This window comes from Aquibacillus saliphilus (assembly GCF_020404745.1).
Lineage (GTDB): Bacteria > Bacillota > Bacilli > Bacillales > Amphibacillaceae > Aquibacillus > Aquibacillus saliphilus.
In genome coordinates this window covers 45,438-68,181 of sequence record NZ_JAIZAP010000011.1, presented here as the reverse complement: position 1 = coordinate 68,181, position 22,744 = coordinate 45,438, and the positions used below count along the sequence as shown (strand labels likewise).

Sequence of the window (22,744 nt, the reverse complement as noted above, 5' to 3'; positions counted from 1 at the left end):
AGAGACTGTTAATTAACAGTCTCTAAGTTACGGCGTACTTAATATTTATGAAGCAATTACTTCTACAACTACACCGATGAAGAAAATAACCATAAAGAAGACGAATGAAAATATAAACCCTTTACCAGAATCAATAATATCATGATTTTTCGATTGGACATCTTTTTCGAATTCGTTCACAATATCCCTCCTAATTCAATTTTTAGTATAAGTTATTAGCAATAAAAAATCCACTTATCAGTCAAAATTATACAGCAATTATGTAGTTACCTTTGTTAGCAAGAGTTAACATCCATATAATCGAGTGAATTGGTCAATCTATAAGAGAAAGCAAATATCGTTTAGCCAGCAGTTTCCTGGGGCTGTTATCTAAACGTTGATATAGATTGCAGGGGAGGTAGTGACGGCTACTTCCCTCTTTATTTATTACAATAAATTATTTTGAGCTGCAAATCAACTTTTCAAGATAAATTGTTGCCAGAAATCCTTTTTCACTTTACCATTGGTTTATATAAAATTGGAGTGAACTAAAATGACATATTTTGATTCTTTGAAGAAAATCAGAAAAAAACAATTTACTTCCATGTATTTACTCTATGGAACAGAGTCGTTTCTAATTCAAGATGTAAAGCAACAATTAATTAGAAATGGACTAGCAGAAGAAGACCGGGATACAAATATATCTAGTTATGATCTTGAAGAAACCCCTATACAAGATGTTATCGCAGATGCGGAAACATACCCGTTCTTTGGTGAACGAAAAATTATCTTTGCTCAAAATCCAGTATTTTTAAAAACAAAGCCTGACAAAATCTCAATTGAGCACGAATTGGATATACTACAGTCATATATTAACCAACCTGTTGATTATTCAATTATCGTGTTTATTGCGGCTTATGAGAAATTGGACGAGCGAAAGAAAATAACGAAATTGTTAAAGAAAAACTGTCAAACAATTGAATGTCATCCAATTAAAGAGTGGGAACTTGGGAAATGGATTAAGGATATGGCAATTGCTTCAAATGTGTCAATAGATGATAAAGCATTTGATACGATTGTCCGAGAAACGGGCAATAATTTGTTAATGCTTCAGAATGAAATTGAGAAGATGGCCTTGTATGTGGGAAAGGGAGGAACGATTGATAAGGTGATAGCGGAGGAACTTATTTCGCATAATCCAAATTCTTCTGGTTTGAAGCTTGTAGATGCAATAATAGATCAGGACATAGGTAAGGCTATTCAAATCTATAAGGACTTAGAAAAGGTAAAGGAAGATCCTATAGCACTTGTTGCATTATTAGCTTCTCAATTCAGGACGATTTTACATACAAAAACGTTAAAACAAAAAGGCTACGGTCAAAACCAAATGGTACAACAGTTAAAAGCACATCCATATGTAATTAAAATGTCATTGACAAGAGAAAAAAACTTTAGTGTAAAACAACTCCAATCAATAATTGAATTTTGCACAGAAACAGATGCTCAAATAAAACAAGGTAAAATGGATAAGAGCTTAGCTTTTGAACTACTACTTTACAAAATGATCAATCTTAAAAAGGAAAAACAAGAGGTAGGAGCTTATTAAAGCTCCTACCTCTTGTTTTTAAAATAAATAAACGATCCTGCTGTAAGGATCGTTTGTTGTTGGTCATAAGTACATAACTTTAAATTATGCGCTAAGGTTTTTTACCTTAGTTGCTAGGCGCGACTTTTGGCGATTACCTTTATTTTTATGGATAATGCCTTTTTGTACAGCTTTGTCGATTTTGTGGTTTGCTGATTTTAGAGCAGATGTTGCGTTTTCTACATCATTGCTGTTCACAAAATTTTCCACGCGTTTGATCTGACTACGCATGTCAGTTTTAACTGATAAGTTTTTTGCGCGACTTTCACCGCTAGTTCTTACACGTTTGATTGCAGATTTAATATTAGCCATTTTTTCACCTCCATAAGTAGAGCGCTTGAACACTTTAGTATGTGCTTTATTATCTCATTAGATAATAGTATAAAGAGAACTTTGTAAAGTTGAACAGACAAAGTTCTAATTACTTAATACTATCAGTTATTTTAAGATAAATTTTGATAGTAGAACAAAAGTCATTGTACCAAATAGCGAGCAATTTTTCAAGTATCTATCTGAAGTAAACAGTATAATTGTATGATTTAAAGCTAAACAGGCAATCCTATATAGAAAAAGGGAGGCTTTTACAAATGAAAGAAGAAAATGAGCAATTCCAAGTTCGTACTGACTTGGCTGTAGAAGCAAAAGATATGTATGTAGAAAAAGAAGAAACGGATGAAAGAAAAATTAAAGGTGTGACAATTAAAGAAAGACAAGATGGTGATGTAAAAGTTACGTATGTTCAAATAGATGAAACAGGAGCCAAATCACTAGATAAAAAAGCAGGCTCTTATGTAACAATTCATTCTGAAGCAGTAAAAAAACAAGATACGAAATCACAAGAACAAACTGCAAAAGTACTTGCTAAAGAACTTATTGAACTATTGAAAAATAGTAAAGTGCCAGCTGATGCAACCTGCTTAATTGTTGGTCTAGGAAATTCGAATGTTACTCCAGATGCGTTGGGACCGATGGCTGCAGAGAAGATTCTAGTAACAAATCATTTGTTCAACCATCACCCAGAGTATGTCAATGAAGGTTATCGTCCTGTTACAGCAGTAACTCCAGGTGTAATGGGTGTTACCGGTATTGAAACAAGTGATATTATTCATGGGATTATTGAAAAGACAAAACCGGATTTTGTTATAGCTGTTGATGCTCTAGCCTCTCGTTCAGTAGAACGAGTAAATGCAACAATCCAACTTTCTGATTCAGGAATTCATCCCGGCTCAGGTGTTGGGAATAAACGCAAGGAAATTAGTATGAATACTTTAGGAATACCAGTCATCGCGCTTGGCGTACCAACAGTAGTTGATGCAGTTACGATTACAAGTGATACGATTGACTATGTACTTAAACACTTTGGTAGAGAATGGAGTGAAAAAGATAAACCATCAAAGGCGCTGACCCCTGGAGGAATGACTTTTGGAAATAGAAAATTAACAGAAGATGATCTACCAGATCCTGAAAAAAGAAAAATGGTACTTGGCATGGTAGGAGAAATGTCCGAAGATGAAAAAAGAGGGTTAATAAAAGAAGTTTTGACACCACTTGGACATAATTTAATGGTGACACCTAAAGAGGTTGATGGATACATGAAAGATATGGCACATTTAATTGCTTCTGGTTTAAATGCAGCATTGCATGAAACAGTTAGTGTTGAAAATTTTGGGTCTTATACAAGGTAATCGAGGTTTCTGAGGCAGGAAATTATTACCTATCTAAGAAAGGTTAATTTGTAAAAAATACGATTAACTATTTGTTCTACTTTCTGAATCACTATCATAGATTCTATTAGACATGATAGAAAGGTTCAGGAAGGATGGAACAATGAACTATAACCGAAAATTATCTTCAATTAGTGAATTACTTAATAAAACAAAACCATGGTATAAAAATGTAACAATATTAATTGTTAGTTTATTTATTTTATTTTTCTTCATTGGATTATTAACTACTATTCAACCAGCATACCGAATTTCTTCTAATACGATTAATGAATGGACGAGACAAATTGAAGGGTCCTCTTTTTTATATTTAATGAGGATGGAAAGTAAGTCATTTGAGTTAGCTTATCCTGAAGATAATGAATCAATCGATTTATCAGATCTTACTTTTCAAATGGCTACTAGTATAAAGCCAAATGATCCAAGAAGTTTGTTGGGGCGAGAATTACCTGGTTTTGAAGCTTATGACAGTAAAATAATTGTTGCGGGTGAAGGCACAGACTATACGAACCTTCCAATTGAGTCATCTGCTCCTTTGGAATCAGTGTTAGAAGAAAGAGAAGCTACCGGTGTTCCCGATGAAGAAGGTACACCAGTTGAAAAACCAAAAGAGGGTCAACCTACAACAGGTGATAAAAATGTAGTATTCATTTATAACACGCATAACCGAGAGTCTTTTTTACCGCATTTGCCAGATAATACAAGTGCAAATAAAGTTTATCATTCAGAAGCAAACATTACTAAAGTCAGTGACCGACTTGGGAAAAGTTTAGAGGCTAACGGTGTTGGAGTAAGTGTGGATGATACAGATATAGGTACTGTATTGAATGAAAATAATTGGGAGTATTGGCGTTCGTATAGTGCTTCAAGGCCGATTGTCGAACAAGCGTTAGCGAGTAATAAAGATTTAAATTATGTTTTTGACTTACACCGTGATAGTCAACGTCGAGATGTAACTACAATGAAGATAGACGGAAAAGATCATGCAAGGCTTGCTTTTGTGGTCGGTGAGGATTACAGCAATGACGAAAATTTAAAGCTTGCTACAGAATTACACAATAAAATTAATGAGAAATATCCTGAGTTAAGTAGGACGGTTATTACTCAGGGCGGTTCTGGGAAAAATGGTGTGTACAACCAAGATTTGTCGAGCAATTCAATCGTTATCGAATTTGGTGGTATTGATAACACGATGGAAGAACTGTATCGAACAGCTGACCTGTTTGCTGAAGTATTTAGTGACTATTATTGGGATGCTGAAAAAGTCCAGGGGAATCAGTAGAGTAGAGGTGATTAACTTTGAAAATGGTGGCAGTTTTTTTGCTAATGTTAGTCTTGTTTTTTGGAGGAATACTAGTAGGTATTGATAAAGCAAGTGAAGGTATTATTGAAACTAGGGGATATTCCGTTTCAGATGATGATGCAATTGGGTCGCAGGTCGATGAAAATGGTAAAGCGGAAGTAAATGTAATGGGTGAAAATTTACAACAAATTAATTTAGAAAATAAACAAGAAGAATACCAAGAAGTGCAATCAACTCATCTCACTCAAAAAGTTGCGGGAAACTTGGAAAGGGGAGTGAAATGGTTTTATAATCAATTGATTCACACTGCTTATCAACTAGTGCAGGCTTTTTTCTAAGGACAAAAGTGCAGGCGCCTTCGAAATAAGAAAAACACTTATTTCTGCGTGAATTATTCTAAGTTGCCTTCCTTTGTGCTCACCCCCGACAAGCTTAAGAAAAGCCACCGCGCCCCTGAGTTCTTTGTGGCCAGAGTAGGTGCACCTTTAGATTACTCAGCGCAATCCTATCCTTAATTATTCTCATGGCAACGATTTTGTAGTTCCTAAACAATAATAATATATACAAAATAATAGAATAGTATCTTTTTTGTCCTATAAATAGAGGACTTATTTTAAAGAACTAGGCTCTGTTTAGCAACCAGAAACTTTCTGTATTGAATCTGTCGACATAGACTGCTATAATCAATCCTAGTATTGTTGCTCGAAAATAGGAGTGATCACCAGTGAGTAAAGGAAGAAATCAGAGTAGAGTACGTAATTTTTCAATCATAGCACATATAGACCATGGGAAATCAACACTTGCAGACCGTATATTAGAAAAAACCAAAGCGCTGACTTCTAGAGAAATGAAAGAACAGTTTTTGGATGGAATGGATTTAGAGCGTGAGCGTGGAATCACAATAAAACTAAATGCAGTCCAACTGAAATATCAACAGGAAAATGGCGATGAATATTTGTTTCATTTAATTGACACCCCTGGACACGTGGATTTTACATATGAAGTGTCGAGAAGTCTCGCCGCTTGTGAGGGAGCTATTTTAGTCGTAGATGCTGCTCAAGGGATTGAAGCGCAAACACTGGCTAACGTTTATTTAGCGCTTGATAATGATCTGGAAATTATCCCTGTTATTAATAAAATAGACTTACCAAGTGCAGATCCAGAACGTGTTAAACAGGAAATTACAGACGTTATCGGAATTGATGGAGATGAAGCAATTTTAGCAAGTGCTAAATCTGGAATTGGAATTGATGAAATTCTAGAAAGAATTGTGGAGAAAATCCCTGCTCCTGCTGGTAATCCAGATGAACCACTAAAGGCCCTAATATTTGATTCGTTATACGATTCCTATCGAGGCGTTGTTGCGTATGTCTGTATTAAAGAGGGTTCAGTAAAAATAGGCGATAAAATAAAAATGATGGCAACAGGAAAAGAGTTTGAAGTGAACGAAATTGGTGTATTTAAACCAAAACCAGTCCCGCAAAATGAATTGTCGGTTGGTGATGTTGGTTACTTGACTGCATCGATAAAAAATGTCGGGGATACTCAAGTCGGGGATACGATTACGTTAGCAAACAATCCTACTGAGGAAGCATTACCAGGATATCGCAGGTTGAATCCAATGGTGTTTTGTGGATTATACCCTGTTGATGCAAGTAATTATAATGATTTAAGAGAAGCACTTGAACGACTCGAATTAAATGATTCCTCTTTGCAGTATGAAGCGGAGACGTCTCAAGCGCTTGGATTTGGCTTTCGTTGTGGTTTCCTAGGTCTTCTACACATGGAGATTATTCAAGAACGTGTTGAAAGGGAATTTAATATTGATTTAATCACGACAGCGCCAAGTGTTATTTATCAAGTTATTCATTCAAATGATACGGAAATAACAATAGATAATCCATCCTTTATGCCAGATCCTCAACAAATTAAGGAAGTTCGTGAACCATATGTGAAAGCAACGGTGATGGTTCCAAATGATTATGTTGGACCTGTTATGGAACTGTGCCAGAGAAAACGTGGCGATTTTATTGACATGAAATATATGGATGATAACCGGGTAAACGTTGTTTATGAAATTCCCTTGGCTGAAATAGTTTATGATTTCTTTGATCAGTTGAAATCACAAACCAAAGGGTATGCATCTTTTGATTATGAAATGATTGGGTATAAAACGTCCAGTCTAGTCAAGATGGATATTTGGTTGAATGGTGAAACGATTGATGCGCTTTCCTTTATTGTACATAAAGATTTCGCTTTTGAGCGTGGGAAACAAATCGTTGAGAAATTGAAAACATTAATACCTAGACAACAGTTTGAAGTGCCAATTCAAGCTGCCACCGGGAACAAAATTGTTGCTCGTTCGACTATAAAGGCAATGCGTAAAAATGTACTTTCGAAATGTTATGGTGGAGATATCTCGAGAAAGAGAAAATTACTCGAAAAACAAAAAGAAGGTAAAAAGCGGATGAAAATGGTTGGATCCGTGGAAGTACCACAAGAAGCCTTTATGGCTGTTCTTCGAATGGACGATGATAAGTAAAAAAAGAAACCCTTGTCAACTAACTGACAGGGGTTTCGCTAGTAGTTATTAATGCACTAATAAGGAGAGTTCGTTATGGTTTCATCCGTTTATATCCATATACCATTCTGTGAAAAAATTTGTCATTATTGTGATTTCACTAAGTTTTTTTATGAAGAAAAAATGGCTGATGATTATATAGATGCACTAAAAAAAGAAGTATCAGCATATATTACAAACCCAAAACAACAAGTGAAAACAATTTTTGTTGGCGGTGGGACTCCAACAGCACTAAATTATCGTCAACTAGAAAGCTTGCTCAAAATTATTTCACATCACTTTGACGTGGACCAATGTGAAGAGTACTCTTTCGAAGCCAATCCTGGAGATTTGGATGAGGAGAAAATTAAGCTGTTAAAAGAATATGGAGTGAAACGAATATCTATGGGCGTCCAAGTTTTTGATGATACGATGCTTGAGCAATTAGGTAGATTACATCGTATTAAGGATGTATATGAAAATATCAATACATTAACAAAGCACGGTCTAACTAATATTAGTATTGATTTAATTTACAGTCTCCCTAATCAATCAATTGACAATCTTCACAGGACAATTGATGAGGCTTTATCTTTTAATCTTCCGCACTATTCTGCTTATTCATTACAGATAGAACCAAAAACAGTATTTTACCAGCGTTACATGAAAGGTAAATTACGTAAACCACAAGAAGAAACGGAAGCAGACATGTATGAGTTACTTCGCACTGAAATGAATAAGCATGGCAAATTTCAGTATGAAATAAGTAACTTTGCTGAAAAAGGTTTTGAAAGTCAGCATAATTTAACTTACTGGAATAATGAATATTATTATGGGTTTGGTGCAGGGGCCCATGGATACTTACCAGGAAAAAGGATTATAAATTTACGACCATTTCCTGCCTACCTAAAGAAGGCAAATGAAGATGGTCAACCAATTTTGCATATAGAAAAAGTAGGCGAAAAGGAACGAATAGAAGAGGAAATGTTCCTCGGATTAAGGAAAACAAAAGGTGTATCCAAACAGGAATTTATAAATAAATTTAAAGTAGATATCAATGATATTTACCATGATTCGTTAGTAACTCTAAAACAAAGGGGTTGGCTTATAGAAACGGATCAACATGTTCGGTTGACCGATAATGGAATGCTATTTGGTAATGAAGTTTTTCAAGAATTTCTAATTGATGAAAAAACTTTTAAGCTTTCCGATTGACATTCCGAACTGCTTTTGATAATTTAATAATAGATTTAGCACTCGTTAGGTAAGAGTGCTAACAGAGGTGATCATCGATGTTATCAAAAAGACAAATACTCGTTCTGCAAGTTATTATTGATGAATTCATCCAAACAGCACAGCCGATTGGTTCCCGTGCTATTTCAAAGAAAGACGGAATGTCTTTTAGTCCGGCAACCATACGTAATGAAATGGCTGATTTGGAAGAGTTGGGTTTTATTGAAAAGACACACTCATCATCAGGTAGAGTTCCGTCTGAAAAGGGATATCGTTTCTATGTTGATCATTTATTATCTCCTTTTCACCTTTCAAGCGCAGATAGAAATGTTATTACACATACGTTTGAAAAGGGAATGGTAGAATTTGAACAAGTTGTCCAAAAATCGGCAAAGATACTTTCTGATTTAACAAACTACACCTCAATTATACTAGGTCCAGAAGTGTTTGAAACCAAGCTGAAGCAATTACAGATAATTAGTTTATCTTCACAAACAGCAGTAGCTATTTTAGTAACTAATACTGGACATGTGGAGCATAGATCATTTAATGTACCTGCCGAAATAAAGTCAGGTGATTTAGAGAAGCTGGTAAACATTTTAAATGAACGACTTGCTGGAGTACCCATCATTCAGCTACATGAGAAGTTGTACACTGAAATTACGTATTTGTTAAAAACATATACAAGTGATTTTGAGACAGCATTTCAATATTTAAAAGCTGCATTATTTGATGAGCAGCCAGTAAAGCTTTATGTTGGTGGCAAGACTAATATTTTAATGCAACCAGAATTTAAAGATGTAAATAAGATTCGGTCACTATTTTCTATGATTGAACAAGAAGAAAAAATGGCTGATATGTTACGTTCTGACAAAGATGGTATTATCGTGTCTATCGGTCAAGAAAATAAGATAGATGCAATGCAAGATTGTAGCATTATTACGGCAACTTATTCTTTAGGAGATCGCCAAATGGGTACAATTGCGTTGTTAGGACCCACGAGAATGGAATATTCTAGAGTGATTACACTATTAAATGTGCTTTCAAAAAGGTTGACGAACACTTTTCATTCTTGGTATTAAAATAGCTGGTTTGGGGTATAGATGTTGGATGGTGGGAAACATTCCCACGCCTTCTTTTTTCGATTTGGATATACTAAGTGTAGTCAATTTCTATTTATTTAGACGTAATGAAAAATTGAATTAATTTATTTTAATTACTAATCATGATATATTCAACAATGGTTTGAATAACGGATATTTTAGGAGGTGACCATCATGGACAAAAAGGAACAAGTAAAGGACCAAGAGATTATTGAGGAACAAGAATTGGTTGATGAAAATAGGGAAGAAACAGAAGAAACAGAAGAAGCAGAAGTAATTGATACAGTTAATTCAGAATTGGAATCAGTAAAACAAGAAAAAGAAGAGGTATATCAACGAATGTTAAGGGTGCAAGCTGAATTCGATAATTTCCGCAAACGTACACAAAGAGAAAAAGAAGCGGACCGTAAATATAAGTCGCAATCGCTAGCAACTGAACTTCTTCCTGTTGTAGATAACTTTGAAAGAGCTCTAAACACAGAGGTGAAAGACGAATCTACTGCAAGTTTTATAGAAGGAGTTAAGATGGTATATCGCCAATTAACAGCTGCCTTAGAAAAAGAAGGTATTGAGGTAGTTAAAACAGAAGGAGAAGTATTTGATCCGCAAGTACATCAAGCAGTTATGCAGGTAGAAGACGATCAGTACGAATCTAATGTTGTTGTAGAAGAACTACAAAAAGGTTACAAATTAAATGACCGGGTAATTCGTCCGGCAATGGTAAAAGTAAATCAATAAAAATACATAGTTAGTAAGGGAGGAAATAAGTCATGGGAAAAATTATTGGAATTGACTTAGGTACAACAAATTCATGTGTTGCAGTTATGGAAGGTGGGGAATCAAAAGTTATTCCTAATCCGGAAGGAAATCGCACAACGCCTTCTGTTGTAGCTTTTAAAAATGGTGAGCGTCAAGTAGGGGAAGTAGCAAAACGTCAAGCGATTACTAACCCAAATACAATTCAATCAGTCAAGCGTCATATGGGTACAGATTATAAAGTGGAAATTGAAGGAAAAGAGCATACACCACAAGAGATTTCTGCAATCATCTTACAACACATCAAATCATATGCGGAAGATTATCTAGGTGAAACTGTTGATAAAGCAGTTATCACTGTACCTGCATACTTTAACGATGCAGAACGTCAAGCTACAAAAGATGCTGGTAAAATAGCTGGTCTTGAAGTAGAACGTATTATTAACGAACCAACTGCTGCAGCACTTGCGTATGGTATTGATAAAGGAGATCAGGATCAAACAATTCTAGTTTATGACCTTGGTGGCGGTACATTCGACGTATCTATCCTAGATATCGGTGATGGTGCATTCGAAGTTGTATCTACTGCTGGAGACAATCGATTAGGCGGTGACGATTTTGATCAGGTAGTCATCGATCACATGGTTGCTGAATTTAAAAAAGAAAATGGGATTGACCTTTCAAAAGACAAAATGGCGCTTCAACGCTTGAAGGATGCCGCTGAAAAAGCGAAAAAAGATCTTTCAGGTGTTGCACAAACTCAACTTTCACTACCATTTATTACAGCTGGTGATGCAGGTCCACTACACTTAGAGATGAACTTAACTAGAGCAAAATTTGATGAGCTTTCATCTGGGTTAGTAGAGCGTACTATGGGTCCTACTCGCCAAGCTTTAAAAGATGCTAAAATGGCTGCTAAAGATATTGATAAAGTACTTCTAGTAGGTGGTTCTACTCGTATTCCTGCTGTTCAAGAGGCAATTAAAAAAGAAGTTGGAAAAGATCCTTCTAAAGGGGTTAACCCTGATGAGGTAGTTGCACTTGGTGCTGCTATTCAAGCTGGTGTTCTTCAAGGTGATGTAAAGGATGTTGTTCTTCTTGACGTTACTCCACTTTCTTTAGGTATTGAAACAATGGGAAGTGTAACAACAAAGTTGATTGAGCGTAATACAACAATTCCAACTAGTCACTCACAAACATTCTCAACTGCAGCTGACAATCAAACAGCTGTTGATATTCACGTGCTTCAAGGGGAACGTGAAATGGCGTCTGATAACAAGACCTTGGGTCGTTTCCAATTGACCGATATCCCACCAGCACCACGTGGTGTACCTCAAATCGAAGTTTCTTTCGATATTGACTCTAATGGTATCGTTAATGTTCGTGCTAAAGATATGGGAACAAATAAAGAGCAATCGATTACTATTAAATCTTCTTCTGGTCTTTCAGATGAAGAAGTAGAACAAATGGTAAAAGACGCAGAGGAAAATGCAGAAGAAGACAAAAAGCGTCGCGAACAGATCGAACTTCGTAATGAAGCAGATCAAATGATCTTTACAACAGATAAAACAATAAAAGATCTTGGTGATAAAGTTTCTGATGAAGAAAAGGAAAAAGCAGAAACTGCAAAAGATGAACTTCAAAAAGCTTTAGAAACAGAAGACTTCGATCAAATCAAGGAGAAGAAAGAAGCCCTTGAAGAACAAGTTCAAGCTCTTTCTGTCAAGCTTTATGAGCAAGCTGCAGCTGATGCACAAGCAGAAGCGGGTGCTGAAGGTGGAGAGAACCAAGAGGATGTCGTTGATGCAGACTATGAAGAAGTAAATGAAGAGAATAAAGAAACAGAAGATAAGAATGAAGAAGACGAAAAAAAGTAAATTGATGTAGGAACAATGAGTTATTTTAAACTAAGTAGCTAACCTGCATATAGATAAATAAAGATTTAAAAAAGTCAAAGTCAGGATCTTCTTGGCTTTGGCTTTTTTAATGACCAAGATAATCTGTGAAAAGAGTGTATAAAGCAAAAGACAAAAGTAGATTTCAGTGTAGCAGAATGCTTAGAGTGAACTAAATAACAAAATTATTAACATTTGCTCAATAAATGTGATAAATGTTAATATAAACTCTATGCTTATGCAATAAGAGAGTCGGGAGAGTGATTTCAAGTGAGTAAACGAGACTATTATGAAATACTTGGTGTCTCTAAGGATGCATCAAAAGATGAAATGAAAAAAGCATATCGGAAATTAGCTAGAAAATATCATCCAGATGTTAATAAAGAAGATGATGCTGCCGATAAATTTAAAGAAGCTAAGGAAGCTTATGAAGTGCTTGGTGATGAACAAAAACGTGCGCAGTATGACCAATTTGGTCATGCAGGTCCTCAAAGTCAAGGGTTTGGTGGCTTTGGTGGAGCTGAAGATATGGGTGGCTTTGGTGACATATTTGACATGTTCTTTGGTGGTGGAGGAAGACGTCGTGATCCTAACGCCCCAAGACAAGGCGCTGACTTACAGTACACAATGACATTAAATTTTGAAGAAGCTATTTTCGGAAAAGAGACGGATATAGAAATACCGAAAGAGGAAACTTGTGAAACATGTGATGGTTCGGGTGCAAAACCAGGAACCCAGCCAAAAACATGTACACATTGTAATGGATCTGGTCAATTAAACATGGAACAGAATACACCGTTTGGCAGAGTTGTAAACAAACGAGTATGTCATCATTGTCAAGGTTCAGGAAAAATTATTCCAGACAAATGTAATACGTGCGGTGGAGCAGGTAAGGTTAAAAAACGTAAGAAAATCCATATTGATATTCCAGCTGGAATTGACGAAGGACAACAAATAAGAATGCCTGGTCAAGGTGAACCTGGTGTGAACGGTGGACCAGCAGGTGACTTGTATGTTGTTGTGCAAATTCGGTCACATGAGTTTTATCAGCGCGAAGGAGATCATATTTTCTGTGAAATGCCTGTTACATTCACTCAAGCCGGTTTAGGAGATGAAGTTGAAATCCCGACAGTACATGGTCGAGTGAAATTGAAGATACCAGCAGGAACGCAAACAGGTAAAACCTTCCGCCTAAAAGGTAAAGGTGCGCCTAATGTACGGGGCTATGGACAAGGTGATCAACATGTCAAAATAAGAGTGATAACTCCAACGAACTTGTCAGATAGACAAAAAGAACTGTTGCGTGAATTTAATGATATCAGTGGAAAACAGCCTGCAGACGAACAAGAAGATACTTTCTTTCAACGTGTGAAAAGAGCCTTTAAAGGGTAATAGAAACTCTAAGTCCGATAAACACTTACTCTATAAGTGATTAAGGTTAATTTTGGATTGCTGTTTTAATATAGGAAAATAACTGATGAAATGAGTGATCATTTTGAAGTGGTCTGAGTTGTGTATCCATACGACCAATGAAGCAATTGAGCCGATTTCGAACATCCTACATGAAGCTGGAGCGAGTGGGGTTGTGATTGAAGATCCAAGTGATTTGGTCAAGGAACGAGAGTCTTTTTATGGAGAAATTTATGATTTGAATCCTAATGATTATCCAGAGGAAGGTGTCTTTGTAAAAGCATATTTACCTGCCAATAGTTTTTTAGCTGAATCAGTTGATGAGATCAAACAGGCTGTTAACAACTTACTATTATATGATATTGACCTTGGTACCAATCAATTAACATTAAATGAAATTAATGAGGAAGATTGGGCAACAGCTTGGAAAAAATATTATAAGCCAGTTAAAATTTCAGAAAAAGTAACAATCACCCCAACTTGGGAGGAGTATAAGCCTGTTTCTAGTGATGAAATTATCATAGAACTTGATCCAGGGATGGCATTTGGTACAGGTACACACCCAACGACCGTCTTAAGTATTCAAGCTCTAGAACGATTTATTAGTAAGGATCAAACAATTATCGATGTAGGTTCTGGTTCTGGCGTTTTAAGCATAGCTTCTGCTCTACTAGGTGCGAAAGAAGTTTATGCTTTTGACCTAGACGAAATAGCAGTGGAAAGTACAATCTCGAATGCAAAGTTAAATAAAGTTGATAACAAAATACACGCTAAGCAGAATAGTCTACTTGATAATGTGAATCAACAAGCTGATGTGATTGTATCCAACATCTTGGCGGAGATTATTATGCAATTTGAGAAGACTGCCTATGATTGTTTGAAGCCCGGTGGCTTATTTATTACATCTGGAATTATTCAGGGGAAAAAACAGCAAGTGAAAGATGCACTTATTAATGCAGGATTTGAGATTGTGGAAGTAAACCAAATGGAAGACTGGATAGCAATTATCGCGAAGAAATAGTGAGGAAAGCAGGTGCTCCTTTTGCAACGTTATTTTGTTTCTGAATCAAATTGGTCAACTGATGATGTGGTTACAATCACTGGTAATGATGTTCACCATATCACTCGTGTCATGCGAATGGATAAGGGAGACGAAATTATTTGCAATCACCTTGATGGAAGGTCAGCAACGTGTACGATTGAACAGGTATCAAGCGATTTTGTGATTGCAAATGTAGTTGAGTGGCGTGATGAGAAAGTCGAATTACCTGTACATGTAACGATAGCTCAAGGACTTCCTAAGAGTGATAAACTGGATCTTATTTTACAAAAGGGAACAGAACTTGGAGCATCAGCTTTTATTCCTTTTCAAGCAGATCGATCAGTAGTAAAATGGGATCAAAAGAAAATAGTAAAGAAATTAGACAGATTTAAAAAAATAGTTAAAGAAGCAAGTGAACAATCCCATCGTAGCTTTATTCCAACAGTTGAATCAATTTATAGTTTTAAACAATTGTTAGAGGACAGTCAAAATTATGACGTGAAGCTATTTGCCTATGAAGAAGAAGCTCGTTCAGATAATTTTCAGAAACTTAGTGATGTACTTAATCAGATACAAATAAACCATAAGGTGATAGCTTGTATAGGACCTGAAGGCGGATATACAATAGAGGAAGTTAATGCACTTAAACAAGCAGGCTTTCATTCTGTAAGACTAGGTCCTAGAATTCTGCGGACGGAAACAGCTTCTTTATATTTGTTAGCGAGTATTTCTTATCATTTTGAAGAATTGAGGTGATGAAAATGACAACTGTTGCTTTTCATACATTAGGCTGTAAAGTAAACCATTACGAGACAGAAGGAATTTGGCAAAAATTCAAGGCTGAAGGCTACGAACGAGTAGAATTTGATCGTCAATCTGATGTCTATGTTATTAATACTTGTACTGTAACGAACACTGGAGACAAAAAGAGTAGACAAGTGATTCGACGTGCGATAAGAAAAAATCCAGAAGCGGTAGTCTGTGTTACAGGATGTTATGCTCAAACATCACCAGGGGAAGTCATGGAAATTCCTGGAGTTGATGTAGTCGTAGGAACACAAAATCGCGGTAAAATGATTGAATACATAGAAGAACACAAAAAAGATCGTTTGCCAATTAATGGTGTCTCCAATATTATGAAAAATCGCGTATTTGAAGAAATGGATGTACCTGCATTTACGGATAGAACACGCGCTTCTTTGAAGATTCAAGAGGGGTGTAATAATTTCTGTACTTTCTGCATTATTCCATGGTCACGTGGACTACTAAGGTCTAGAGAGCCCGTACATGTATTAACGCAGGCGCAACAGTTAGTAGATGCAGGTTATAAAGAAATAGTGCTAACGGGTATTCATACAGCAGGATATGGCGAAGATTTGAAAGATTATAATTTTGCTCATCTTCTAAGAGAATTAGAAACAAAAGTTAATGGATTGAAGCGAATACGTATCTCTTCTATTGAAGCTAGTCAGATTACTGATGAAGTAATTGAGGTCTTAAATCAATCCGAGAAAATTGTACGTCATTTGCATATCCCGCTGCAGTCTGGATCGAAATCTGTTTTGGAACGCATGAGACGTAAATATTCTCCGGAATTTTATAAAGAAAAGGTAGATAAAATTAAACTGGCATTACCGCGCCTCGCAATCACATCAGATGTAATTGTTGGGTTTCCTGGAGAGACAGATGAAGAGTTTATGGAAACTTACAATTTTATCAGAGAAATAGGGTACTCAGAACTTCATGTTTTTCCTTTCTCTAAACGGACTGGTACACCTGCTGCACGAATGCAAGATCAAGTGGATGTTAACCTGAAAAATGATCGAGTTCACAAGTTAATCGAACTATCTGACCAGCAAGCGAAGGAGTATGCTTCTTCATTTGAAGGAGAAGTGCTTGAGGTTATACCTGAAGAACACTCTAATGACGATGAAAATCTATTAATAGGTTATACGGATAATTATTTGAAAGTTAAATTTCAAGGTTCAGAGGACTTAATTGGGAAAATTGTACGAGTGAAGATAACACTAGCAGGCTACCCATATAATGAAGGACAATTTGTTCGTATAATGGACGAAGATAATACCAATAATAGAATAGAGCTTTTATCATAGACCCAGCTTATGCTGGGTTTATTTAAGTTCAAAATAAAGATGAATTTGTTGATTTAAATGCAACATGCTATCATGAGTTCATGTACATATTGTAAACATGGAAGGAAGTGTTCACTATGAGTAAAGAATTAGCGAAAATGATTGATCACACCCAATTAAAACCAGATACTGACAAAGAAAAAATCGATATAATAATTGCAGAGGCTAGGGAAAGCGGATTTGCTTCTGTTTGTGTAAATCCGTATTGGGTGAGTTATTGTTATGAGCGTTTAAAGGATACCGAGGTTAAAGTTTGTACTGTTATTGGTTTCCCATTAGGTTCCACAACTACAGAAACGAAAGTGTTTGAGACTGAAAATGCAATTAGAAATGGTGCAACTGAAGTAGATATGGTCATTAATGTTGGGGCTTTAAAATCAAATGACTACGATACTGTTGAAGAAGATATTAAAGCTGTTGTTAAGGCTGCCAAGAAAAAGGCGCTAACTAAGGTTATTATTGAGACATCTCTTTTAACAGATGCTGAAAAAGTTAAAGCTTGTGAGCTTGCCAAAAAAGTAGGCGCGGATTATGTCAAAACCTCTACGGGTTTTTCTGGTGGAGGAGCAACCATTGAAGATATTGCGTTAATGAGAAAGACAGTAGGTCCTGAAATGGGAGTGAAAGCTTCTGGAGGAGTACGGGATCGACAGGCAACAGATGCAATGATCAAAGCGGGCGCTACTCGAATTGGTGCAAGTGCAGGGGTTCAAATTATTGCAGGAGAATCAGGAACTTCGGATTATTAATGAGCGAAATGGAACACCTTCTCTAGCAGTGAAGGTGTTCCATTTGTATTATCAATAATGCTTTAGCTAATAGTAACTACCCTAACTAGTTTATTTGACCACAAATAGTATTCAACTTTCTCTCCTGTCTGTACTATGTAACCTTCTGATGAAGGATTCAAATAAATTGATGAAAGGTAAGAATAACAATACAGTGGCAATATTAAACAAGACAGAGATATGAGCTAATTGTTGCTTTGGATCAGACGAAAGTAACTCCGCAATCTGTGATAACCACCCTAAAAAAGGCAAAAATAGAAGTACACCTATGATGTTAAACCAAATATGTGCCATACCAACTAATTTTGCTTCTTTTTTTGAACCAACCATTGCTAATAATGAAGTGAAGCATGTACCAATATTGGCACCTAACACGATGGCAATCGAAGGTGCTAAGTGCAATATACCTTCGTTTAAGAAACTCATAGTAATACCAATTGTGGCGCTTGATGACTGAATGATCGCACTAATAACAGTACCTAATAGTGCTCCAAACTCAGGTTGTGTTGATGTATAAATGATAGTCTGGGACAGGATAGGCATTTGATTAATGTAAAGTGATAATGACTCAAATCCTTCTAATGAAACAAAAATTGTACCAAGGCCAAATAAGATAGCGCCTGCACCGAACACTACTCGATTGTTAATGAAAAGCATAAATGCACCAATAACAACAAAAGTAATTTCCGGAATAAAGGATAATGTCATTAGTTCGCCTGTCATTGTTGTTCCAATATTAGCACCAAGAATAATACCTAGCGATTGTTTGAACGTTAAAAAACCAATACTAACAAATCCAATTGTTAAAACCATTATTAAGGAGCTACTTTGTAAAACGGCTGTAGTTACAGTACCAGTAAAAACACCTAAATAAATATTTTTGGTAAATTTAGTAAGTAAAATTTCCATCTTTTGATATGAGAGTTGATATAACCCAACTCTCAAAATACTCATTCCTAAAAAGAACAGCATAATAAATACTGCCGCTAATGATAGTAAATCTGCCACGTTGTTCACCTCTATACCATTATATGGACAAGGATGACAAACATGATTATTTAGGAGATTAACAATGGAATAATTTTTTTGAAAAATTGATATCGAAAAAAGTTGACCAATAAAAATCATTATATTATAATTGTACGGAGGCATATGTACTATTACATATGTCGTTACAATCTTGTTGTATGCTTCGGAGGGAGGGAAATTAGCATGTCAAACACAACTCGCGTTCGTAAAAACGAGTCTCTTGAAGATGCTCTTCGTCGCTTTAAACGCAGTGTATCTAAATCTGGTACATTGGCTGACTATCGTAAGAAAGAATTTTATGAAAAACCAAGTGTGCGCCGTAAGAAGAAATCTGAGGCGGCTAGAAAGCGTAAGTAATTGAAGAGGGTGTAAGGTATAATGTCATTAGTTGAACGTCTAAACCGGGATATGAAGCAAGCGATGAGGAATAAGGATAAACAAACCTTAAATGTCATTCGCATGGTTAAAGCATCTTTACAGAATGATGCTATAAAACTGGGTAAGGACGAATTATCTGAAGAAGAAGAACTCACTGTTTTGACTCGAGAGTTAAAACAGCGAAAAGATTCCCTCCATGAATTTAAAGAAGCTGGACGCAATGATCTTGTAGAGAAACTTGATGATGAGATAAAAGTTTTACAAGCATATATGCCAAAGCAGCTTTCTCAAGAAGAGCTTGAAGAAATTGTTTTAGAAACAATTAAAGAAGTAGATGTGTCATCTAAAAAAGATATGGGTAAAGTAATGAGCGCTCTAATGCCTAAAGTAAAAGGAAAAGCAGACGGCTCAAAAGTAAATCAGTTAGTACTGAAACATTTGTCTTAAACCCTATACTAAATGACTAAAATCTATTATATTATTAACATATAATGAGTTAATATATGTTAATAACAAGAGGATCCCTTGTCACATGTGTGACAAGGGATTATTTATTTTGTTACAGGTCTTTTCTTAGTCGATTAACTAGTAAAATGAGCAATGAATACGTATTAAAGAGGTTTACCTTCTGTCTTATTTTAAAGTTTTGCTTCCTAAGTTTATTAGTTTACTACATCAATACATACGAGAAAATTCCGGATTTATTTATTAATATTGGGAATTTTAATCATTATGAAACCTGCTAAACAGTTTATACGTATATAAACTATTGTGAAAGGAGGATAGTAGTGAATAAAAAATATTTTGCTCTTTTAGTAGCGTTAATTGGTATTATATCTCTTCTTTCAATCCAGCCTGGGACCTCAGAGGCAGAAGAGACTGGGGAAGGGAAATTAGTTTATGTTATTCCAATTGAAAAAGAAGTTGAAAGAGGATTAGAAGCGTTTTTAAGAAGAACGACCAACGAAGCTACAACAGAAAATGCTGACCATATTATTTTTGAAATTAACACACCTGGTGGCAGAGTGGATGCGGCTGGAAATATTGCTGAAATACTGCAGGATTTAGATATTACGACTACTTCATTTGTCACTAACCGAGCACTATCTGCAGGTTCTTATATTGCTCTAAATACGGACAATATTTTTATGAAGCCTCAAGCAACGATGGGGGCTAGTGGAGTAATTACGGGAGATGGAAATGCGGCAGATATGAAGGCGCAGTCTGCATGGTTTGCTTCTATGAAAAGTGCAGCAGAGTCAAAAGGTAGAGACCCCATTTATGCATTAGCTATGTCAGATCCTGATATTGATATGCCTGAATACGGGGCGCCTGAAGGTGAATTTTTAACACTTGATCCAAATTCTGCAGTTGAAATAGGCTATGCAGAGGCAATTGTCAATCACCGGACTGAATTATTAAACGAGCTGGAATTGGATAAGGCAACTATTGTAGAAATGGAAACTACAATTTCTGAGGAGATTGCACGTTTCTTAACAAACCCGGTTGTTGTTCCTATCTTGTTATCAATGGCTAGTATTGGATTAATTGTTGAACTGTATTCACCAGGATTTGGTATTCCAGGTTCAATAGGTTTATTGTCCTTAGTACTGTTTTTCTATGGGCACATTGTTGCAGGACTTGCTGGCTACGAAGCAGTTATTTTGTTAGTATTAGGACTAATAGCAATTGTGGCTGAGATATTTGTACCAGGAGGAATCCTAGGTATAGTCGGAATTGGGGCAGTAATAGGCTCTTTACTACTTTCCGGTAACGATATTGGACAGATGGCAATGAGTGTTGGTATTGCTCTTCTTTTATCGATTATCGTTTCTGCAATTTTATTTAGGAGAATAGGCTTGAATAAAGGAATTTTTAGACACCTTATTCTTCAAGACTCAACGTCGACTGAAAAGGGCTATGTATCATCAGTAAATCGTCTTGACTTGATTGGCTTAGAAGGAAAGTCGGTAACTCCGCTAAGACCTGCTGGAACGGCTATTTTTGATGAAGAACGACTTGATGTGGTTTCAGAGGGATCTTTTATTCAAGCAAATGTTGAGCTTAAAATTGTTAAAACGGAAGGATCTCGAATTGTAGTTCGAGAAATAAAATAGATTTTAGAAATAGGAGGAATTTAATATGGAAATACAGGAACTTATGCCGATTATCTTAATCGGGATTATATTGATTGCAATTGCAGTTTTATTTACCTTCATTCCAGTAATGCTTTGGATAAGTGCATTAGCAGCTGGTGTTCGTGTTAGCATCTTCACTCTTGTTGGAATGCGTTTAAGAAGGGTTGTACCAGCACGAGTAATCAATCCACTTATCAAGGCACATAAAGCTGGTCTTGATGTAGATACGAACCAGTTAGAAAGCCATTACTTAGCAGGTGGTAATGTAGACCGCGTAGTGAACGCGTTGATTGCCGCGCAACGTGCTAATATTGAATTAGGCTTCGAACGAGCTGCTGCGATTGACCTGGCTGGCCGTGATGTATTAGAAGCAGTACAAATGAGTGTAAATCCTAAGGTGATTGAGACACCATTTATTGCAGGTATCTCTATGGATGGTATTGAAGTTAAAGCGAAAGCAAGAATAACTGTACGAGCTAATATTGATCGACTTGTTGGTGGTGCTGGTGAAGAAACAGTTATTGCCCGTGTTGGTGAAGGTATTGTAAGTACAATTGGTAGTTCTACTAGTCATAGTAAAGTGTTGGAAAACCCGGACTCAATTTCTCATAATGTGTTGTCAAAAGGGTTAGATGCAGGTACAGCATTTGAAATACTATCGATTGATATTGCAGATATTGATATCGGTAAAAACATTGGTGCTATGTTACAAACAGATCAAGCGGAAGCTGATAAGAACATTGCACAAGCAAAAGCTGAAGAACGTCGTGCGATGGCTGTTGCACAAGAACAAGAAATGCTTGCAAAAGTACAAGAGATGCGCGCTAAAGTTGTTGAAGCAGAAGCTGATGTACCTCTTGCTTTAGCAGAAGCTTTACGTTCAGGTAACATGGGTGTTATGGATTACATGAATTATAAGAACATTAACGCTGATACTGATATGCGTGATTCGATTGGAAAAGTTTCCAAAGATGAAACTGATAGTGAAGAGTAAAAAGACTAAATAGTAAATCCTCGGGAAGGAGGGTTTTTGTGGATGATCTGTTTGGAGCGCTGTTTCCTCTTATCTTAATAGCGGGCTGGATACTTGGTTTGTTTAAGAAAAAAGAAGAAAAACCAGCCAATAAGAATCAGAGTCCAAGACCAACTCCTTCACCAACACCGTTTCCTTCTGGAAATGATGATGGTGAAGTGAGTGCAACAAAAGTAGATACGAGTAGACAGACAGAATCTCAGAAGTATTATGAGAATAAGCGATTAGAAATTGAGAACCTACAAAAAGAAGCTCGAAGTGATGGTGCTATCGATAGTTCGAATCGACTAGTCCAAGAGCGGCAAATATATGATGTCATTAAAAATTCTGCGCCTAATGAAACTAACCAAGATAAACAAAATTTGGGTCCGAAGAAAAACATCTCTATTAAGAGGAACTTAACGAAAAAGGGCCTTGCAGAGAGTGTAGTTATGGCAGAAGTATTAGGTTCTCCAAAGTCGTTAAAACCATATCGTAGTGTAATAAACAATAGAAGAAATTAGTAGGAAACCTTTGCCACCTTAGTGTGGCAAAGGTTTTTTTAGTGCTTGCTTTGGAATTAAATAATCGTTGCC

At 36.2% G+C, this 22,744-nt stretch carries 22 protein-coding genes; 19 read left to right on the top strand and 3 right to left on the bottom strand.

All coding sequences use genetic code 11. The features are described from left to right. Window positions 1–45: 45 nt before the first annotated feature. On the bottom strand, window positions 46–180 hold the full coding sequence (locus LD272_RS12610; protein ID WP_226036959.1) for a YqzM family protein: 135 nt from the start codon (window positions 178–180) through the stop codon (window positions 46–48). 352 nt (window positions 181–532) lie between these two features. Between LD272_RS12610 and holA the strand changes: the two genes are divergently transcribed. Continuing rightward, on the top strand, window positions 533–1,585 hold the full coding sequence (holA, locus tag LD272_RS12605; protein WP_226036958.1) for a DNA polymerase III subunit delta: 1,053 nt from the start codon (window positions 533–535) through the stop codon (window positions 1,583–1,585). Between the two features lie 84 nt (window positions 1,586–1,669). Here the strand turns inward: holA and rpsT are convergent, their stop codons facing one another. After that, on the bottom strand, window positions 1,670–1,936 hold the full coding sequence (gene rpsT, locus LD272_RS12600) for a 30S ribosomal protein S20 (RefSeq protein ID WP_226036957.1): 267 nt from the start codon (window positions 1,934–1,936) through the stop codon (window positions 1,670–1,672). A gap of 275 nt (window positions 1,937–2,211) precedes the next feature. Here rpsT and gpr point away from each other — a divergent pair, with 275 nt between their 5' ends. The 13 genes from gpr (at window position 2,212) to deoC (ending at window position 17,552) form a co-directional block, all read left to right on the top strand. Continuing rightward, complete coding sequence (gene gpr, locus LD272_RS12595; protein WP_226036956.1) at window positions 2,212–3,309, top strand: GPR endopeptidase; 1,098 nt, start codon at window positions 2,212–2,214, stop codon at window positions 3,307–3,309. Between the two features lie 142 nt (window positions 3,310–3,451). Next, a complete protein-coding gene (gene spoIIP / locus LD272_RS12590) occupies window positions 3,452–4,630 on the top strand; it encodes a stage II sporulation protein P (RefSeq protein ID WP_226036955.1) in 1,179 nt (392 codons plus the stop codon). Between the two features lie 23 nt (window positions 4,631–4,653). After that, window positions 4,654–4,989, top strand: a complete 336-nt coding sequence (locus tag LD272_RS12585) for a DUF3679 domain-containing protein (RefSeq protein ID WP_226037037.1) — start codon at window positions 4,654–4,656, stop codon at window positions 4,987–4,989. 386 nt (window positions 4,990–5,375) lie between these two features. Beyond that, window positions 5,376–7,193, top strand: a complete 1,818-nt coding sequence (lepA, locus tag LD272_RS12580) for a translation elongation factor 4 (RefSeq protein WP_226036954.1) — start codon at window positions 5,376–5,378, stop codon at window positions 7,191–7,193. A gap of 75 nt (window positions 7,194–7,268) precedes the next feature. Then, window positions 7,269–8,426 carry a radical SAM family heme chaperone HemW gene (hemW, locus tag LD272_RS12575; protein ID WP_226036953.1) on the top strand — a complete coding sequence of 386 codons (1,158 nt, stop codon included), beginning with the start codon at window positions 7,269–7,271 and terminating at the stop codon, window positions 8,424–8,426. A 77-nt stretch (window positions 8,427–8,503) separates the two neighbouring features. After that, entirely contained in the window at window positions 8,504–9,526 is a 1,023-nt protein-coding gene (gene hrcA, locus LD272_RS12570; RefSeq protein ID WP_226036952.1) for a heat-inducible transcriptional repressor HrcA, read from the top strand. A 195-nt stretch (window positions 9,527–9,721) separates the two neighbouring features. Then, window positions 9,722–10,285: a nucleotide exchange factor GrpE gene (gene grpE, locus LD272_RS12565; RefSeq protein WP_255639738.1), complete on the top strand. Its 564-nt coding sequence runs from the start codon at window positions 9,722–9,724 to the stop codon at window positions 10,283–10,285. Window positions 10,286–10,317: 32 nt separating this feature from the next. After that, window positions 10,318–12,180, top strand: coding sequence for a molecular chaperone DnaK (dnaK, locus tag LD272_RS12560; protein WP_226036951.1), 1,863 nt, complete (start codon window positions 10,318–10,320; stop codon window positions 12,178–12,180). Window positions 12,181–12,468: 288 nt separating this feature from the next. Beyond that, window positions 12,469–13,590, top strand: a complete 1,122-nt coding sequence (dnaJ, locus tag LD272_RS12555) for a molecular chaperone DnaJ (protein WP_226036950.1) — start codon at window positions 12,469–12,471, stop codon at window positions 13,588–13,590. Between the two features lie 103 nt (window positions 13,591–13,693). Further along, a complete protein-coding gene (prmA, locus tag LD272_RS12550) occupies window positions 13,694–14,629 on the top strand; it encodes a 50S ribosomal protein L11 methyltransferase (protein WP_226036949.1) in 936 nt (311 codons plus the stop codon). 12 nt (window positions 14,630–14,641) lie between these two features. Beyond that, complete coding sequence (locus tag LD272_RS12545) at window positions 14,642–15,406, top strand: 16S rRNA (uracil(1498)-N(3))-methyltransferase (RefSeq protein ID WP_369413975.1); 765 nt, start codon at window positions 14,642–14,644, stop codon at window positions 15,404–15,406. A gap of 5 nt (window positions 15,407–15,411) precedes the next feature. Beyond that, complete coding sequence (mtaB, locus tag LD272_RS12540) at window positions 15,412–16,764, top strand: tRNA (N(6)-L-threonylcarbamoyladenosine(37)-C(2))-methylthiotransferase MtaB (RefSeq protein ID WP_226036947.1); 1,353 nt, start codon at window positions 15,412–15,414, stop codon at window positions 16,762–16,764. Window positions 16,765–16,880: 116 nt separating this feature from the next. After that, window positions 16,881–17,552, top strand: coding sequence for a deoxyribose-phosphate aldolase (gene deoC / locus LD272_RS12535; RefSeq protein ID WP_226036946.1), 672 nt, complete (start codon window positions 16,881–16,883; stop codon window positions 17,550–17,552). A 111-nt stretch (window positions 17,553–17,663) separates the two neighbouring features. On the opposite strand, the gene LD272_RS12530 is transcribed toward deoC, so the two are convergent. Next, a complete protein-coding gene (locus LD272_RS12530) occupies window positions 17,664–18,599 on the bottom strand; it encodes a Na/Pi symporter (RefSeq protein WP_226036945.1) in 936 nt (311 codons plus the stop codon). A 204-nt stretch (window positions 18,600–18,803) separates the two neighbouring features. On the opposite strand from LD272_RS12530, the gene rpsU reads away from it, so the two are divergent. The 5 genes from rpsU (at window position 18,804) to LD272_RS12505 (ending at window position 22,672) form a co-directional block, all read left to right on the top strand. Next, window positions 18,804–18,977, top strand: a complete 174-nt coding sequence (gene rpsU, locus LD272_RS12525) for a 30S ribosomal protein S21 (protein WP_153736711.1) — start codon at window positions 18,804–18,806, stop codon at window positions 18,975–18,977. A 21-nt stretch (window positions 18,978–18,998) separates the two neighbouring features. After that, window positions 18,999–19,445, top strand: a complete 447-nt coding sequence (locus LD272_RS12520) for a GatB/YqeY domain-containing protein (protein WP_226036944.1) — start codon at window positions 18,999–19,001, stop codon at window positions 19,443–19,445. 341 nt (window positions 19,446–19,786) lie between these two features. After that, window positions 19,787–21,115, top strand: a complete 1,329-nt coding sequence (locus LD272_RS12515) for an NfeD family protein (protein ID WP_439647398.1) — start codon at window positions 19,787–19,789, stop codon at window positions 21,113–21,115. Window positions 21,116–21,140: 25 nt separating this feature from the next. After that, window positions 21,141–22,130, top strand: a complete 990-nt coding sequence (floA, locus tag LD272_RS12510; RefSeq protein ID WP_226036943.1) for a flotillin-like protein FloA — start codon at window positions 21,141–21,143, stop codon at window positions 22,128–22,130. A gap of 38 nt (window positions 22,131–22,168) precedes the next feature. Continuing rightward, complete coding sequence (locus tag LD272_RS12505; protein ID WP_226036942.1) at window positions 22,169–22,672, top strand: YqfB family membrane protein; 504 nt, start codon at window positions 22,169–22,171, stop codon at window positions 22,670–22,672. The last annotated feature ends 72 nt before the right edge of the window (window positions 22,673–22,744 follow it).

What these genes read in the sequence shown, in the direction of transcription:
- grpE (WP_255639738.1), top strand. Translation starts at nt 9,722, where the DNA reads ATGGACAAAAAGGAACAAGTAAAGGACCAAGAGATTATTGAGGAACAA.
- dnaK (WP_226036951.1), top strand. Translation starts at nt 10,318, where the DNA reads ATGGGAAAAATTATTGGAATTGACTTAGGTACAACAAATTCATGTGTT.
- floA (WP_226036943.1), top strand. Translation starts at nt 21,141, where the DNA reads ATGGAAATACAGGAACTTATGCCGATTATCTTAATCGGGATTATATTG.
- holA (WP_226036958.1), top strand. Translation starts at nt 533, where the DNA reads ATGACATATTTTGATTCTTTGAAGAAAATCAGAAAAAAACAATTTACT.
- gpr (WP_226036956.1), top strand. Translation starts at nt 2,212, where the DNA reads ATGAAAGAAGAAAATGAGCAATTCCAAGTTCGTACTGACTTGGCTGTA.
- LD272_RS12520 (WP_226036944.1), top strand. Translation starts at nt 18,999, where the DNA reads ATGTCATTAGTTGAACGTCTAAACCGGGATATGAAGCAAGCGATGAGG.
- spoIIP (WP_226036955.1), top strand. Translation starts at nt 3,452, where the DNA reads ATGAACTATAACCGAAAATTATCTTCAATTAGTGAATTACTTAATAAA.
- deoC (WP_226036946.1), top strand. Translation starts at nt 16,881, where the DNA reads ATGAGTAAAGAATTAGCGAAAATGATTGATCACACCCAATTAAAACCA.
- hemW (WP_226036953.1), top strand. Translation starts at nt 7,269, where the DNA reads ATGGTTTCATCCGTTTATATCCATATACCATTCTGTGAAAAAATTTGT.
- rpsU (WP_153736711.1), top strand. Translation starts at nt 18,804, where the DNA reads ATGTCAAACACAACTCGCGTTCGTAAAAACGAGTCTCTTGAAGATGCT.
- mtaB (WP_226036947.1), top strand. Translation starts at nt 15,412, where the DNA reads ATGACAACTGTTGCTTTTCATACATTAGGCTGTAAAGTAAACCATTAC.
- hrcA (WP_226036952.1), top strand. Translation starts at nt 8,504, where the DNA reads ATGTTATCAAAAAGACAAATACTCGTTCTGCAAGTTATTATTGATGAA.
- LD272_RS12585 (WP_226037037.1), top strand. Translation starts at nt 4,654, where the DNA reads ATGGTGGCAGTTTTTTTGCTAATGTTAGTCTTGTTTTTTGGAGGAATA.
- rpsT (WP_226036957.1), bottom strand. Translation starts at nt 1,936, where the DNA reads ATGGCTAATATTAAATCTGCAATCAAACGTGTAAGAACTAGCGGTGAA.